This is a genomic window from Novosphingobium sp., assembly GCF_965214355.1.
Taxonomy (GTDB): Bacteria; Pseudomonadota; Alphaproteobacteria; order Sphingomonadales; family Sphingomonadaceae; genus Novosphingobium.
Genome location: NZ_CBDCBI010000002.1, coordinates 873,538 through 886,495 on the forward strand (window position 1 = coordinate 873,538; position 12,958 = coordinate 886,495).

The window sequence follows — 12,958 nt, forward strand, 5'->3', positions numbered from 1 at the left end:
CCCAGAACCCCATATGACGCGATATGGGGAAAGGCCCTAATCCATCACCGGCAAGAGCTGGATATTCATCCAGCAGCTTGCAACCGGGCGCGTGCGATCACCCTGCCACGCCTCGACCTGCACATTGGCCACGCGGCGCCCGGCACGCAGCACGTTGCCCACCGCAAAAATCGGTTCGGGCAGGCCCGAGCGCAGGTATTCGATGTTGATATTGATCGGCTTGATGTGCGCCTCGACCCCGCGGCGCGCCAGATCGGCCGCGAGGGCGGCAAAGCCTGCTGTTTCAAGCAGGCTCCCGATCGCGCCGCCGTGCAGAAACCCCGGCCGGCCCAGCACGCGCTCGGCGAAATCCATCGCGATTACCGGGATGTCATCGACAATTCCGGCAAATGTCATGCCCATGGTCAAGGCATAAGGTGGCAATTGATCGCGTTTCATGGCGTTTCCTCGCCCCATTGCCCGTCGATCAGCATGAAAATACCCACGACACTCGCCACCGGGTCGGCCGGATCGCCATCATGCGCAACCCCGCGCACAAACGCCATCGCACGCCGCACCCGATAGCATTCGGCGCGCGCGATGATCGTTTTTCCCGGGACGGCGTCGCGAATGGTATCGATTCGCAGGTCGAGCGTGACTTGCGGGCGGAACTGCCGGGTGCGGGTCCACACCGCAAGCGACGTCGTGTTGTCCAGCAGGCTGATGATCGCACCCGACGCGATCACACAGGTATCGGAATCGCCGACCAGATCGGCGCGCCAGTCCAGCGCCAGCTCGATCCAGGTATCGCCGTGATCGCGATAGCGCATGCCGAGGAAATTGCCGTGCCCGCCCATGTTCATGCGCTGGGCGAACAGTGCGGGATCAAACGGACCGATGCTGTTGAAGCGCCGCAGCGCGGCCTCGTCGGCGTTGTCTTCACTCATGGCGCCGTCCTGCATGGACAGATTGCGGTTGGCAACCGATTAGAACAGCGCCCCCGACAGCGCGTCGATCGCACCCTGCAGGATCAGCGCAGCCGCATGGGCATCGATGCGTTCGGCGCGGCGCGCGCGGCTCATGTCGAGATCGATCATCGCGCGTTCGGCGGCCTTGGTCGACCAGCGTTCGTCCCACATCAGCACCGGCAGTCCGAAATCGGCCAGGTTGCGCGCCATCGCGCGCGCGGACTGCGCGCGCGGGCTGTCGCTGCCATCCATGTTCAGCGGCAATCCGATGACCATGCCGACAACCTGGCGCGCGGCGATCACAGTGGCGATGTGCGCCTTGTCATCGCGGAACTTGCGTCGCACGATCGTCTTGTCGGGCGTGGCAAAGCGCCAGCCCGCGTCGCACAGCGCCAGGCCGATGGTCTTGGTGCCCGGGTCGAGCCCGATCAGCACGCCGCCTGCGGGCAGGGCATCGCGGAATTCCGGCGCGCGCGTGGTTATCACGCCTGACGGTGCGCGCGCGTCCACGTCGCCTCCCGCCGGGCGAGATCGCCGCGCAGATTGAGCCAGAACAGCGGAAAATCGTAAAACGAGAAATTGTTTCCGGGCATCACGTCGTCGCCCAGATGCGGCGGTTTGCTGACGATCAGCAGACCGTTGCGTGGGTCGCAGCGCGCCCCGACCGACTTTCGAACCAGCGCCGCGCCATGGCGTTCGTCGGCCATCACCAGGCTGCCCAGGTTGGCCGATGCGGGCGCATCAGGCGCCGCGCCTCCGTTCAGTGGATTGGTGCACACCGGCGGATTATTGCGCCGGCTACCGTCGAGCGCGGGGTAATTGGCGGCCATGGCGAAGGCCTCGCGCGGATCGGCGGGGCTGGCAAATGTCGTCCACGTCATGATGCAGCCGGCCTGATCGGCGTGGGTGCAGGCGGGCACGCCCAGCACCGGCAGGTCATGACGCGCAGAAACCGGCCAGTCGGTCAGATAGATCGCGATCACGCGCGCCGACAGCGGCGTGCCCGTGACCATGTCGCGGATCAGCCGCATCAGGATCAGCGCGCCCTGGCCACGTCCGGCAAAGACGATCGGCGCATCGGGGGGGACAGAGTTCAGGAATGCAGTCAGCGCCAGCCGCGCGTCGCTTTGCGCCAGAGCCAGCGCGCGCAGTTGTTCGGGGCGGTTCGCCAGAAACGTGCCCAATGCGGCCTGGCGATAACGCGGGGCGTAAACCCCGGCCTCATCGTTGAATGCGCTGGCCGTGGAGCGAACCACCGCGTCTGCGCGCCGGCGCGAACTGGCGTGATCGAGCGGCGCATTCCACGATCTGCGCCCTTCATACGTCGTCGCATGGAGGAAAAACACATAAGCGGCACCTTTGCGATCGTGCCGGACGCCGGGTGGCAGGAACTGGGCAGGGTCTGGTGTCAGGCCGGGCCGCGCGACCCACATCGCCGGCGCGGCATAGGCATTGCGCGGCAGCGCGGGCTGCTGGTGGAACGGTACGCGCGGGACCAGGCGCCACGCTTCGATACGGGGCCAGCCCCAGTTCAGGCCGAAGATCGCAAGCCCGGTCAGACCCGCCATCAGCAGGGCGAACCGGACCAGCATCGATGTCATGCAACACCGCCCCTTTTGGCTTCGGGCGTGCCCGCGCTGTCGGCATTGCTTTGCGCCTGCCGTTTGAGCGCGATTTTCAGCATGGCGACCATCGGATCGGCCAGCACCAGCCCGAGCAGGCCGAACAGCACGCCAAAGATCAGCTGCGCGCCCAGCACCAGCGCGGGCGCGAGGTCGGCGGTCTTTTTGGCGACCATCGGCACGACGATATTGCCATCGATGATCTGCACGATCGCATAGACCACGATGCAATAGATGCCGGTGTTGAACCCGGCGGAAAAGCCCACCAGGATCGTCAGGCCTCCCGAAATCGGCGCGCCGATATTGGGCAGGAATGCCAGCAACCCGGTCAGCAGCCCCAGCAGCGCGGCCATCGGCACGCCCCACACGGACAGCAGGATCCACATCGCAAAGCCTTCGGAAGCCATGCCGATCAACCGGCCGAACAACAGCCGGCGCAAGGTGTGGCCCATCTGCTGCGCGGTCTCGCGCCAGGAGTCGCGGTTGGCCGATGGCATCAGCCACGCAACGCCGCCTTGGTACAGATCGGGTTCGAGCACGAAATAGATGCCCAGGATCACGATCAGGAACGCGGTCGTCAGTCCGCCGAGCAATCCGCCCAGCGCATGGGTGACCGGGCCGACGCCGCCGGCAAGCTGCTCGGCGATCTTGCCGGACAAGGCGGGAATGTCGACGGTCTGCGAGATCAGGCCATGCGCGCGCGCCAGATCGCTCAGCCGCTGCGCCTCGGTCATGACCAGTTTGGGCAGCGCGGCGGCCTGGTCGGCGATCTGCGAGCCGGCGAACAGCACCAGCCACACCATGAACAGCACCGCCGCCAGCATCACGATCGCGATGCGGATGCTGCGCGACACGGGCAGCACACGGGCCAGCAGCCGCTGCCCGCCGTCGATCATCGCGGCAAACACGATTCCGGCAAAAATCACGATCAACGGCTGCGCCAGATAGACCGCCATCACGATCGCGCCGGCTATGCCCAGCCAGACGAATGCGCGCTTGGCCTCCTGACGCACGAGCCAGTCGCGGACGTCGGCGGGGCCGGCGGCATTTTCGTCGATTTCGGTCTTGCCGGACTCCCCTGCATCCGCATGATCTGTCATTGTTTTTCCCGGGTTGTTGTAATCATCGGTCGCAGCTTGGTCCATGAACGCCCTGGCCGCAAGGCATTCCACCAGCTCTGGGGCGACCAGCCCTGGCTGCCATCGAGCGAAAAGGTGATGAATTCGGCGCGGCCCCCCACGCTCGACAGTGGTACCGGCCCGCCCAGGCCATTGCCTTCGACAGGCGCGCGACTGTCGGCGGAATTGTCGCGGTTGTCGCCCATCACGAACACATGGCCAGGCGGCACGATCGTCTCGGGATAATGGTCGAGCGGCTGATCGGTGTGGTCGATGATGCGATAGCTTGCCCCATTGGGCAATGTTTCGCGGAATATCGGCAATTCGCAAAAACTGCGGCCATTGGCGCCGCGAAAGCGCAAGCCGGGAAAATCGGTCATGTCGCACGGCTGGTTGGGATCGACCGGCAGGATCAGCGGCGGCTCGGCAACCTGGGGCACGGGCCTGCCATTCAGAATGATCTGGCCGCCGACAACCGCGATCCGGTCGTTCGGCAACGCGACGACGCGCTTGATATAGTCTTCATCGCGATTGGGCGGCACGACGATGACGATATCGCCGTATTCGGGTGTGTGCGGAAACAGGCGCAGGGTCGATCGTGGCAGCACGTGAAACGAGGCCGAAACCCATGACCAGCCATAGGGGTATTTCGACACCACCAGCCGATCGCCGATCAGCAGGTTGGGCATCATCGATCCCGACGGGATGTAGAACGGTTTGGCGACAAGACTGTGAAACAGCACCACCGCGCCGAGCATCATCACCAGCCCGCGCAGTTCGATCAGCCAGACGGGCAGCGCGGACGATGCAGGTTCGGTGGCTTGGGTCGTGGGGGGAACGGATTCAGGCGGACGCTCGTCATCAACCATGCGCGATGACCGGCCGCGCCTCGATCACCACGAATGCCTGCGCCCACGGATGGTCATCGGTCATGGTCAGGTGAACCACCGCCTCGTGCCCCGGCGGGGTGATCGCGCGCAGCCGCGCTGCCGCGCCGCCGGTCAGCGCCAGCGTCGGCGCGCCCGATGGGGCATTCACCACACCGATGTCCTTCATGAACACGCCTGCGCGAAATCCGGTGCCGACGGCTTTGGCATAAGCCTCTTTTGCGGCGAACCGCTTGGCCAGCGTGCCCGCCTTGGTATACGGGCGCCGCGCGGCCTTGGCTTGCTCGACAGCGGTAAACACGCGCGTTTCAAAACGCGTGCCGAACCGGTCGAGCGACGCCTGGATCCGCTCGATGTTGCACAGATCGGAGCCGAGCCCGATGATCATCGGGCTTCATCCATCAGCGTGCGCATGCGCCGAACCGCGTCGGCAAGTCCGGTAAAGATCGCCTCGCCGATCAGGTAATGCCCGATGTTGAGCTCGGCCAGTTGAGGGATCGCGGCAATCGGCTGGACGTTGTCATACGTCAGGCCGTGCCCGGCATGCGGCTCGATGCCATTGACGGCGGCCAGCGCGGCCATGTCGGCGATCCGCTGCAATTCATAAGCGCGCGTGTCGTCGCCGGCATGCGCGTATTCGCCGGTGTGCAACTCCACGATTGGCGCGCGCAGGCGGATCGCCGCCTCGATCTGGCGCGGCTCGGGCGCGATGAACAGGCTGACCCTGATGCCCGCATCGGTCAGCCGCGCGATCACCGGGGCCAGCCGGTTGTGCTGGCCCGCCGCATCGAGCCCGCCCTCGGTCGTGCGCTCCTCGCGCCGTTCGGGCACGATGCAGGCCGCATGGGGGCGATGGCGCAGCGCGATCGCGACCATTTCGTCGGTCGCGGCCATTTCGAAATTCAGCGGCAGGCTGGTCGCCGCCTGGATCCGCGCGATGTCCTCGTCGCGGATATGGCGCCGGTCTTCGCGCAGATGCGCGGTGATGCCGTCGCCGCCGACTTGCGCCACGATCTGCGCCGCACGCACCGGATCGGGATGATCGCCGCCGCGCGCGTTGCGCACGGTGGCGACATGATCGATGTTCACGCCCAATCTGAGGCGAGGGGCATGCAGATCCGTCATGCCGCGCGGCTGCCCGGCTTGATCGCAGGCGTTTTTGCCAGGTCTGCCGGCACTTCGCCTGGCGCATACGTCGGGAAACTCAGCGAGATCAACGCATGGAACGGAACGCCAAGGTCCGCGCTGCCGCCAGAGCGATCGACCAGCGCGGCTGCGGCAATCACGACGCCGCCGGCGTCCTCGATCGCCTTAATCGCTTCGCGGCTCGACAAACCGGTGGTCACCACGTCCTCGACCATCAGCACCTGGTCACCCGGATTCAGCGAAAAGCCCCTGCGCAATTCGAACGTACCGGTCGGCCGCTCGACGAACATCGCCTCCACGCCCAGCGCGCGGCCCATTTCATGCCCGATGATCACGCCGCCCATCGCGGGCGAAATCACCTTGTTGATCTGTTGCCGCACATCGCGCGGCAAAGTCGCGGCCAGCGCCGAGGCCAGCTGGGTGGCGCGCATCGGATCCATCAGCACGCGCGCGCACTGAAGGTAATGCGCGCTGTGGCGGCCCGACGAAAGCAGGAAATGCCCTTCGAGCAAGGCACCGCAGGCGCGGAATTCGGAAAGGATTTCGCTGTCTTGCATGAATGGGTCCGCAATACCGTGTCAAAGGATGTGGATGGCAGATGGCGTGCCCGGGCGCCACGGGCAAGCCTTTTTGCGCCGGCAGGATCAATCTGATCCCTGCTGGCAAGGGCTGTTGCGGCAGCCGTGCCCATAAGGGTGAAAAAATGGCGCCACAGGTGCTTGAGCGCCCTACCATTCGCACGTATAGGACCCGGGATTTCATATTGATGGATGGATTGCGCGACACTGGCAAAGGCCTCCGCGCAAAAGAGGAAACGGACAGTTCGACGATGACCATTGCCGAAAAAGCCCAGGGCGTGACAAAGATAGTGAAGGGCCTGGCGCTTGCCGCCGCAATCGCGCTGTCCCCGGCGACCGTGATGGCACAAGCCAACGCGCCGGCGCAGGCCCCGGCCGCGTCGGTCGCAGTTCCGGCCGCACCTGTCGCGCCTGCGCCGGTTGCGGCGGCCCCTGCTGCGGCCGCGCCCGTGGTATCCGATGGCGTCGTCTACGTTCCCGCGCACCCCGTGGCGGGCAAGGGTCAGCCGATCGCCGGCGCATACGGGTTTCAGAACCAGTATTCGGCCACAGGCAAGGAAGCGCTGTGGATGCACGATGCGCTGCTGATGCCGATCATCACTGCAGTGATGCTGGTCGTGCTGGTGCTGCTGCTGATCGTTATCGCCAAATTCAACCGCCGCTCGCACCCGGTGGCGTCGCGCACCAGCCACAATACGCTGATCGAAGTCATCTGGACCCTGGTCCCGGTGCTGATCCTGGTGTTCATGGCGGTGCCTTCGATCCGCCTGATCGCGCACCAGTATCGCGCGCCGGCCAAGGACGCGGTCACGGTGAAAGTGACCGGCTATCAGTGGTACTGGGGCTACGGCTATCCCGACAACGGCGGGTTCGAAGTCATTTCGAACATCCTGACGCCCGACCAGGCGATCCAGCGCGGCGAACAACCGCAGCTTGGCGCGGACAAGCGCATGGTGGTGCCGGCCGGTGAAGACATCCGCATCCAGACGACCGGATCCGACGTGATCCATTCGTTCTCGGTGCCGTCGCTGTGGTTCAAGCTCGACGCGGTTCCGGGCCGGGTCAATGAACGCGTGATGCACATCGATGAACCGGGCGTCTATTACGGCCAGTGTTCGGAACTGTGCGGCGTGCGCCACGGCTATATGCCGATCGTCGTCGAAGCGGTAACGCGCCCGGTGTTCAACGCCTGGATCAGATCACAGGGCGGCACGGTCGCACCCGCCGCCAAAACCGCCGCCACCCCGTCGTAATTCAACAGGGGCGGTTTCAGGCCGTTCAATCCAAGGGTCCAATTTCAATGGCCAGCATACCAGCAGATCACGACCATCATGGCGCGCACCATGATCACGCGCATGAACACAAGCCGAGCTTTTTTGCGCGGTGGTTCATGTCCACCAACCACAAGGACATCGGCACGCTCTACCTGATCTTCGCGATTTTCGCGGGTGTCATCGGTGGTGCGGTGTCGGGAATCATGCGCGCCGAACTGATGCATCCCGGCATCCAGTACCTCGGGCATGTCGCGTCGTTCCTCGGCGAGAAAAATCCCACGTTCGACCAGCAACTCCATCTGTGGAACGTGCTGATCACCGCGCACGGCCTGATCATGGTGTTCTTCATGGTCATGCCCGCGCTGATCGGCGGGTTCGGCAACTGGTTCGTACCGATCATGATCGGTGCGCCGGACATGGCGTTTCCGCGCATGAACAACATCTCGTTCTGGCTGACGGCGGCGGGCTTCTGTTCGCTGATGATGTCGGCCTTCGTGCCCGGCGGCGTCGGTAACGGCGCGGGCACCGGCTGGACGGTCTATGCTCCGCTGTCGACATCGGGTTCGCAAGGTCCCGCGGTCGATTTCGCGATCTTCTCGCTGCATCTGGCCGGCGCCGGCTCGATTCTGGGCGCGGTCAACTTCATCACCACGATCTTCAACATGCGCGCACCGGGCATGACGCTGCACCGCATGCCGCTGTTCGTGTGGTCGGTGCTGGTCACCGCGTTCCTGCTGCTGCTCGCACTTCCGGTGCTCGCGGCCGCCATCACGATGCTGATCACCGATCGCAACTTCGGCACGACGTTCTTTGACGCGTCGGGCGGCGGCGATCCGATCCTGTACCAGCATCTGTTTTGGTTCTTCGGCCATCCCGAAGTCTACATCATGATTTTGCCCGGTTTCGGCATCGTCAGCCAGATCATCTCGACCTTTTCGAAAAAGCCCGTCTTCGGCTATCTCGGCATGGCCTATGCGATGGTTGCGATCGGCGTGGTCGGGTTCATCGTGTGGGCGCACCACATGTATACGACCGGCCTCGACGTCGACACCAAGATGTATTTCACCGCCGCAACGATGGTGATCGCGGTGCCGACCGGCATCAAGATCTTTTCGTGGATCGCCACGATGTGGGGCGGTTCGATCGAATTCAAATCGCCGATGGTCTGGGCGATCGGGTTCATCTTCCTGTTTTCGCTTGGCGGCGTGACCGGGGTCGTGCTGTCCAACGGCGGCATCGATGACAACCTGCAGGACACGTATTACGTCGTCGCGCATTTCCACTATGTGCTGTCGCTGGGTGCGGTCACGTCGCTGTTCGCCGGGTTCTTCTACTGGTTCCCCAAGATGAGCGGCCGCTGGCACAGCGAATTCCTGTCGCATGTCCAGTTCTGGATCTTCTTCGTCGGCGTGAACCTGATCTTCTTCCCGATGCACTTCCTCGGGATGCAGGGCATGCCGCGCCGTTATCCCGACTACGCCCCGGCGTTCGAGCATTGGAACACGATCGCCACGATCGGCTACATGGTCATGGCCGTCAGCATGGTCGTATTCTTCGTGAACATCGGCTACGCGCTGCTGTTCGGCCGCAAGGCGGAAGGCAACTATTGGGGTGAAGGCGCCACGACGCTGGAATGGACCCTGTCCTCGCCACCGCCGTTCCACCAGTTCGAAACGCTGCCGGTAATCGACGCCGCCGTCGGTCACTGATCGTTTCGAGATAGAGCGAATACAAGCACCCCGGACCGATGGTCCGGGGTGTTTTGGTTTGTGCGCTGCGCGAATTGTGCTTAAGCAAGCGATTAAATTGCGACGATTGGGAGAACCACAATGCCCGAAATGCGGCACATCTATTGCGGCGAAGTCACCTTGCGGGTGGCGCTGGAAGGCACCGGCCCCCTGGTCATCATGGTCCACGGCTTCCCCGAAAGCTGGTATTCCTGGCGCCACCAGATCGCCCCGATCGCCGCCGCCGGCTACCAGGTCGCCGCAATCGACGTGCGCGGCTATGGCGGTTCGGACAAACCCGAACCGGTCGAAGCCTACACCATGGAAAAGATCGTCGGCGATCTTGTCGGCCTGAAAGCGGCGCTGTCGCCCGGCGCCACCGCGATCCTGATCGGCCACGACTGGGGCGCACCGATCGTGTGGAATTCGGCCTTCACCCACCCCGATCTCTTCCACGCGGTCGCCGGCCTGTCGGTCCCGTTCACCGGCGCGCCCGCCCGTCCGTTCACCGAAATCTTCCGCGAAAAATTCACCGCCAAAAACCTGTTCTTCTACCAGGAATATTTTCAGGAACCGGGCAAGGCCGAGGCGGAACTCGAACCGCAATTGCGCCGCGCGCTGACTTTGTTTCTGTGCTCGATCGGCGGCGAGGCCCCCGACGGCGCCTGGCCGGTCAAATCCGCCGACGCGCTGTTGCTCGACGGCCTGAAACTGCCCGAAAAGCTGCCGCCATGGCTGACCGAGGCCGACCTCGATTTCTACACCGCCGAATTCACAGCGTCCGGTCTGCGCGGCCCGCTCAACCGCTACCGCAACCACGAGGCCGACTTTGCCTGGCTATCCCCGCTCCAGGGCCGCAAACTCGAACAGCCCGCGCTTTACATCGGCGGAACCCGTGACCCGGCGAGTACGCTGTTCGGTCAGATCACCGATCCCGTCGCGATGATGCGCCATTTTGCGCCCAACGTTGAAGGGCACATGCTCAAAGGCTGCGGCCACTGGACGCAGCAGGAGCGACCGGACGATGTCACGCGGCTGTTACTCGACTGGCTTGCGCGGCTGAACGCCAACCCCACCCTACCGTCATCCCGGACTTGATCCGGGATTGTGCTTCTTGTTACTTCCACCGTTGCGCAAAAAACAGCACAGTCCCGGATCAAGTCCGGGACGACGCGTGGTGCAAATGCGACGCTCAAGGCCGCGAAAGGCTCAAAGCCAGCTCGCCAGCCAGTCGGCCAGCGATTGCGGCGTCATGTTGCGCGCATCGGCCAGCGCGGACGTGTGGCCGGCGTCGAGCAGCTTGTTGCTATGCGGTTCGACCACCAGCAGCGCCGGCACGCCTTCCAGCCGCTTGGTAATGCCATAGCGCGCGGGCACTTGCAGGTTCTTGTCGAAACGGCCGATGTCGACTGTCACCACTTCATAATGCGCGTCGACAAACGCTTTGAGCTTTGGGTTTTCGATCGTGCCGGCAAGGATCCGGCAATCCAGGCACCAGTTTCCGCCCAGGTCGATAATCAGCAGCTTGTGCGTGGCGATCGCGCGCTGGCGCGCTTCGGTCACTGCGCGGTCGGCGTCTTCGGCCGGGTGATAGGGCAGCGGCAGCGGCTGGGCGAGTTGGTCGAACGTCGCGATATCGAGGTGCGGCGCGTGAACGGCGGCGAGGGCCGGGCTGGCAGCGAGCGCGGCAGCGGCCATCGCGCAGGCGGATACGACCATCTGGCGGATCGAACGGGTGCGGGACTGGCGGGCGGTCTGGCGCATGGCAATACTCCATCGAACGGGTAGAATTATCACGACCTAGATAAGCCCGATTTCGGACAAATCCACCCCTGCCGCTTTCGCTTTCCCTGTGCCCTCTCGCACCGTATAGCGCGGCCACAATGTCCATGTCCCCCTTCACGTCCGACTCTCCCGTTGCCGCCACATCGCTCGATGCCGACTGGCGCGATTTCTATGCGCTGACCAAGCCGCGCGTCATCACGCTGGTGATCTTTACCGGGCTGTGCGGTTTGCTCGCGGCACCCGGCCAGATCGATCCGGTGCTCGGGTTCACCGCGATCCTGTGCATCGCGGTGGGCGCGGGCGGCGCCGCTGCTCTGAACATGTGGTGGGAGGCCGATCTCGATGCGGCGATGAAGCGCACGCAGGCGCGGCCCTTGCCCGCCGGGCGGATGGAGCGGACATCGGCCCGCGATTTCGGGTTTGCGCTGGCGGGCGGGTCGGTCGTCGTCATGGGGCTGGCGATCGGCGTGCTCGATGCCGCGATCCTCGCGCTGTCGATCTTTTATTACGCGTGGGTCTATACCGTCTGGCTGAAACCGCGCACGCCGCAGAATATCGTGATCGGCGGCGGGGCAGGGGCGTTTCCACCGATGATCGGGTGGATCGCGGTCACCGGGCATATCACGCTGATGCCGGTGCTGCTGTTCCTGATCATCTTCATGTGGACCCCGCCGCACTTCTGGGCACTCGCGCTGTTCATGCAGACCGATTATGCCAAAGTCGGCATTCCGATGATGCCGGTGGTCGCGGGCGAACGTTCGACGCGGGTGCAGATCCTGGCTTACGCTGCAGTGTTGCTGCCGCTGACTCTGCTGCCATGGTGGCTGGACCTGGCGGGGCGGATTTACGGGGTGTCGGCGCTTGTGCTCGGCCTGGTGTTTTTCGCGCTTTCGGTCCGGGTTGGTTTGCGCCGTTCATCGGGCGCCGGCGACAGGATGGCGCCGGAAAAGCGCCTGTTTGCCTATTCGATCGTCTATCTGTTCGTTCTGTTTGCCATGCTGGTCGTCGATCATGTGTGGCCCGCATTCTGGAGTATTATCCCATGGCACCTGCTGACCGGCCACTGACGCCGACCGAACTGGCGGCGTTCCGCGCGCGGCAGAAATCACGGTCGCGCGCGCTGGCGCTGGTGCTGCTTGCGCTGGTCGTGCTGTTTTTTGCGATCACGATCGTGAAATTGCGCGAGGAATCGAAACGCGATGCCAAATCGCGCCAACAACTCGCCACGCCGATTGGCGTGCCGCACGGTGGTACGTCCACCGCCGGGCCCCAGTGATGGCAACCCAGCCTGCCCCGCGCACGTCGAATCGCAAGATCGGGCTGATCTTCGGCGGCATCGCGCTGGCGATGCTCGGGCTCGGCTACGCCTCGTCGCCGTTTTACCGCCTGTTCTGCCAGGCGACCGGGTTCAACGGCACCACCCAGCGCGCGACCGCGGCGCAGGCGGCGCAAGTGAAAGTGTCGGGCCAGCCGATCACCATCCGCTTTGACGCCAATGTTGCGCCTGGGATGAAATGGATTTTCCGGCCCGAACAGGTGACGCAGGATGGCCGCGTCGGCGAGCGCAAGATGGCGTATTTCTATGCCAAGAACACGACGGATCACGCAATCGTCGGCCGCGCGGTCTACAATGTCACGCCTGAACAGACCGGCGCATATTTCCACAAGATCCAGTGCTTCTGCTTCAACAACCAGCGGCTGGAGGCGGGGCAGGAAATGCGCATGCCGGTGATCTACTATGTCGATCCGGCCATGCTGAAAGATGCCAATGCCAAGGATACGCAGGAAATCACGCTGTCCTACACGTTCCTGATTGCCGCCAATTCCAAGGGCTGAAGCGGACGTGCTTCAGGAGCGCGTGTTGTTTGAGGGGA

16 protein-coding genes are annotated in these 12,958 nt (G+C 64.1%); 6 read left to right on the forward strand and 10 right to left on the reverse strand.

The features are described from left to right. Window positions 1-36: 36 nt before the first annotated feature. Genes ACOOE2_RS04675 through pyrE form a run of 9 tightly spaced genes read right to left on the reverse strand, consistent with a single transcriptional unit; the run spans window position 37 to window position 6,277 of the window. The gene (locus ACOOE2_RS04675) at window positions 37-438 is read right to left on the reverse strand and encodes a PaaI family thioesterase (protein WP_420381857.1); all 402 of its coding nucleotides are present in this window, start codon (window positions 436-438) and stop codon (window positions 37-39) included. After that, the gene (locus tag ACOOE2_RS04680; protein ID WP_420381858.1) at window positions 435-926 is read right to left on the reverse strand and encodes a PaaI family thioesterase; all 492 of its coding nucleotides are present in this window, start codon (window positions 924-926) and stop codon (window positions 435-437) included. Before ACOOE2_RS04680 ends, ACOOE2_RS04675 begins: the two co-directional genes overlap by 4 nt. A gap of 39 nt (window positions 927-965) precedes the next feature. Beyond that, window positions 966-1,433, reverse strand: coding sequence for a Holliday junction resolvase RuvX (gene ruvX, locus ACOOE2_RS04685; RefSeq protein WP_420384559.1), 468 nt, complete (start codon window positions 1,431-1,433; stop codon window positions 966-968). Continuing rightward, window positions 1,430-2,548: a DUF3089 domain-containing protein gene (locus tag ACOOE2_RS04690; protein WP_420381859.1), complete on the reverse strand. Its 1,119-nt coding sequence runs from the start codon at window positions 2,546-2,548 to the stop codon at window positions 1,430-1,432. The genes ruvX and ACOOE2_RS04690 overlap by 4 nt, the downstream gene beginning before the upstream one ends. After that, window positions 2,545-3,669, reverse strand: coding sequence for an AI-2E family transporter (locus ACOOE2_RS04695; protein WP_420381860.1), 1,125 nt, complete (start codon window positions 3,667-3,669; stop codon window positions 2,545-2,547). The genes ACOOE2_RS04690 and ACOOE2_RS04695 overlap by 4 nt, the downstream gene beginning before the upstream one ends. Further along, window positions 3,666-4,556, reverse strand: coding sequence for a signal peptidase I (gene lepB, locus ACOOE2_RS04700; protein ID WP_420381861.1), 891 nt, complete (start codon window positions 4,554-4,556; stop codon window positions 3,666-3,668). The genes ACOOE2_RS04695 and lepB overlap by 4 nt, the downstream gene beginning before the upstream one ends. Further along, window positions 4,549-4,962: a holo-ACP synthase gene (acpS, locus tag ACOOE2_RS04705; RefSeq protein ID WP_420381862.1), complete on the reverse strand. Its 414-nt coding sequence runs from the start codon at window positions 4,960-4,962 to the stop codon at window positions 4,549-4,551. Before acpS ends, lepB begins: the two co-directional genes overlap by 8 nt. Next, window positions 4,959-5,699 carry a pyridoxine 5'-phosphate synthase gene (locus ACOOE2_RS04710; RefSeq protein WP_420381863.1) on the reverse strand — a complete coding sequence of 247 codons (741 nt, stop codon included), beginning with the start codon at window positions 5,697-5,699 and terminating at the stop codon, window positions 4,959-4,961. The genes acpS and ACOOE2_RS04710 overlap by 4 nt, the downstream gene beginning before the upstream one ends. Further along, window positions 5,696-6,277, reverse strand: a complete 582-nt coding sequence (gene pyrE, locus ACOOE2_RS04715; protein ID WP_420381864.1) for an orotate phosphoribosyltransferase — start codon at window positions 6,275-6,277, stop codon at window positions 5,696-5,698. Before pyrE ends, ACOOE2_RS04710 begins: the two co-directional genes overlap by 4 nt. Window positions 6,278-6,549: 272 nt before the next feature. On the opposite strand from pyrE, the gene coxB reads away from it, so the two are divergent. The 3 genes from coxB (at window position 6,550) to ACOOE2_RS04730 (ending at window position 10,397) form a co-directional block, all read left to right on the forward strand. After that, entirely contained in the window at window positions 6,550-7,551 is a 1,002-nt protein-coding gene (gene coxB / locus ACOOE2_RS04720) for a cytochrome c oxidase subunit II (RefSeq protein WP_420381865.1), read from the forward strand. A 47-nt stretch (window positions 7,552-7,598) separates the two neighbouring features. Beyond that, window positions 7,599-9,281 carry a cytochrome c oxidase subunit I gene (gene ctaD, locus ACOOE2_RS04725; RefSeq protein WP_420381866.1) on the forward strand — a complete coding sequence of 561 codons (1,683 nt, stop codon included), beginning with the start codon at window positions 7,599-7,601 and terminating at the stop codon, window positions 9,279-9,281. A 120-nt stretch (window positions 9,282-9,401) separates the two neighbouring features. Continuing rightward, entirely contained in the window at window positions 9,402-10,397 is a 996-nt protein-coding gene (locus ACOOE2_RS04730) for an alpha/beta fold hydrolase (RefSeq protein ID WP_420381867.1), read from the forward strand. Between the two features lie 111 nt (window positions 10,398-10,508). Here ACOOE2_RS04730 and ACOOE2_RS04735 read toward each other — a convergent pair whose 3' ends face one another. After that, on the reverse strand, window positions 10,509-11,018 hold the full coding sequence (locus ACOOE2_RS04735) for a thioredoxin family protein (protein ID WP_420384560.1): 510 nt from the start codon (window positions 11,016-11,018) through the stop codon (window positions 10,509-10,511). 164 nt (window positions 11,019-11,182) lie between these two features. Between ACOOE2_RS04735 and ACOOE2_RS04740 the strand changes: the two genes are divergently transcribed. From ACOOE2_RS04740 to ACOOE2_RS04750, 3 genes are read left to right on the forward strand one after another with little or no spacing between them, the layout of a single operon-like run. Further along, a complete protein-coding gene (locus ACOOE2_RS04740) occupies window positions 11,183-12,151 on the forward strand; it encodes a heme o synthase (protein WP_420381868.1) in 969 nt (322 codons plus the stop codon). Beyond that, complete coding sequence (locus ACOOE2_RS04745) at window positions 12,127-12,360, forward strand: hypothetical protein (protein ID WP_420381869.1); 234 nt, start codon at window positions 12,127-12,129, stop codon at window positions 12,358-12,360. The genes ACOOE2_RS04740 and ACOOE2_RS04745 overlap by 25 nt, the downstream gene beginning before the upstream one ends. Beyond that, entirely contained in the window at window positions 12,360-12,920 is a 561-nt protein-coding gene (locus ACOOE2_RS04750) for a cytochrome c oxidase assembly protein (protein ID WP_420381870.1), read from the forward strand. Before ACOOE2_RS04745 ends, ACOOE2_RS04750 begins: the two co-directional genes overlap by 1 nt. Window positions 12,921-12,958 lie beyond the last annotated feature (38 nt).

Excerpts from the sequence above, each read along its gene's own strand:
- ACOOE2_RS04675 (WP_420381857.1), bottom strand. The coding sequence starts at position 438 with ATGAAACGCGATCAATTGCCACCTTATGCCTTGACCATGGGCATGACA.
- ACOOE2_RS04680 (WP_420381858.1), bottom strand. The coding sequence starts at position 926 with ATGAGTGAAGACAACGCCGACGAGGCCGCGCTGCGGCGCTTCAACAGC.
- ACOOE2_RS04690 (WP_420381859.1), bottom strand. The coding sequence starts at position 2,548 with ATGACATCGATGCTGGTCCGGTTCGCCCTGCTGATGGCGGGTCTGACC.
- ACOOE2_RS04695 (WP_420381860.1), bottom strand. The coding sequence starts at position 3,669 with ATGACAGATCATGCGGATGCAGGGGAGTCCGGCAAGACCGAAATCGAC.
- lepB (WP_420381861.1), bottom strand. The coding sequence starts at position 4,556 with ATGGTTGATGACGAGCGTCCGCCTGAATCCGTTCCCCCCACGACCCAA.
- acpS (WP_420381862.1), bottom strand. The coding sequence starts at position 4,962 with ATGATCATCGGGCTCGGCTCCGATCTGTGCAACATCGAGCGGATCCAG.
- ACOOE2_RS04710 (WP_420381863.1), bottom strand. The coding sequence starts at position 5,699 with ATGACGGATCTGCATGCCCCTCGCCTCAGATTGGGCGTGAACATCGAT.
- pyrE (WP_420381864.1), bottom strand. The coding sequence starts at position 6,277 with ATGCAAGACAGCGAAATCCTTTCCGAATTCCGCGCCTGCGGTGCCTTG.
- coxB (WP_420381865.1), top strand. The coding sequence starts at position 6,550 with ATGACCATTGCCGAAAAAGCCCAGGGCGTGACAAAGATAGTGAAGGGC.
- ctaD (WP_420381866.1), top strand. The coding sequence starts at position 7,599 with ATGGCCAGCATACCAGCAGATCACGACCATCATGGCGCGCACCATGAT.
- ACOOE2_RS04730 (WP_420381867.1), top strand. The coding sequence starts at position 9,402 with ATGCCCGAAATGCGGCACATCTATTGCGGCGAAGTCACCTTGCGGGTG.
- ACOOE2_RS04735 (WP_420384560.1), bottom strand. The coding sequence starts at position 11,018 with ATGGTCGTATCCGCCTGCGCGATGGCCGCTGCCGCGCTCGCTGCCAGC.
- ACOOE2_RS04740 (WP_420381868.1), top strand. The coding sequence starts at position 11,183 with ATGTCCATGTCCCCCTTCACGTCCGACTCTCCCGTTGCCGCCACATCG.
- ACOOE2_RS04745 (WP_420381869.1), top strand. The coding sequence starts at position 12,127 with ATGGCACCTGCTGACCGGCCACTGACGCCGACCGAACTGGCGGCGTTC.
- ACOOE2_RS04750 (WP_420381870.1), top strand. The coding sequence starts at position 12,360 with ATGGCAACCCAGCCTGCCCCGCGCACGTCGAATCGCAAGATCGGGCTG.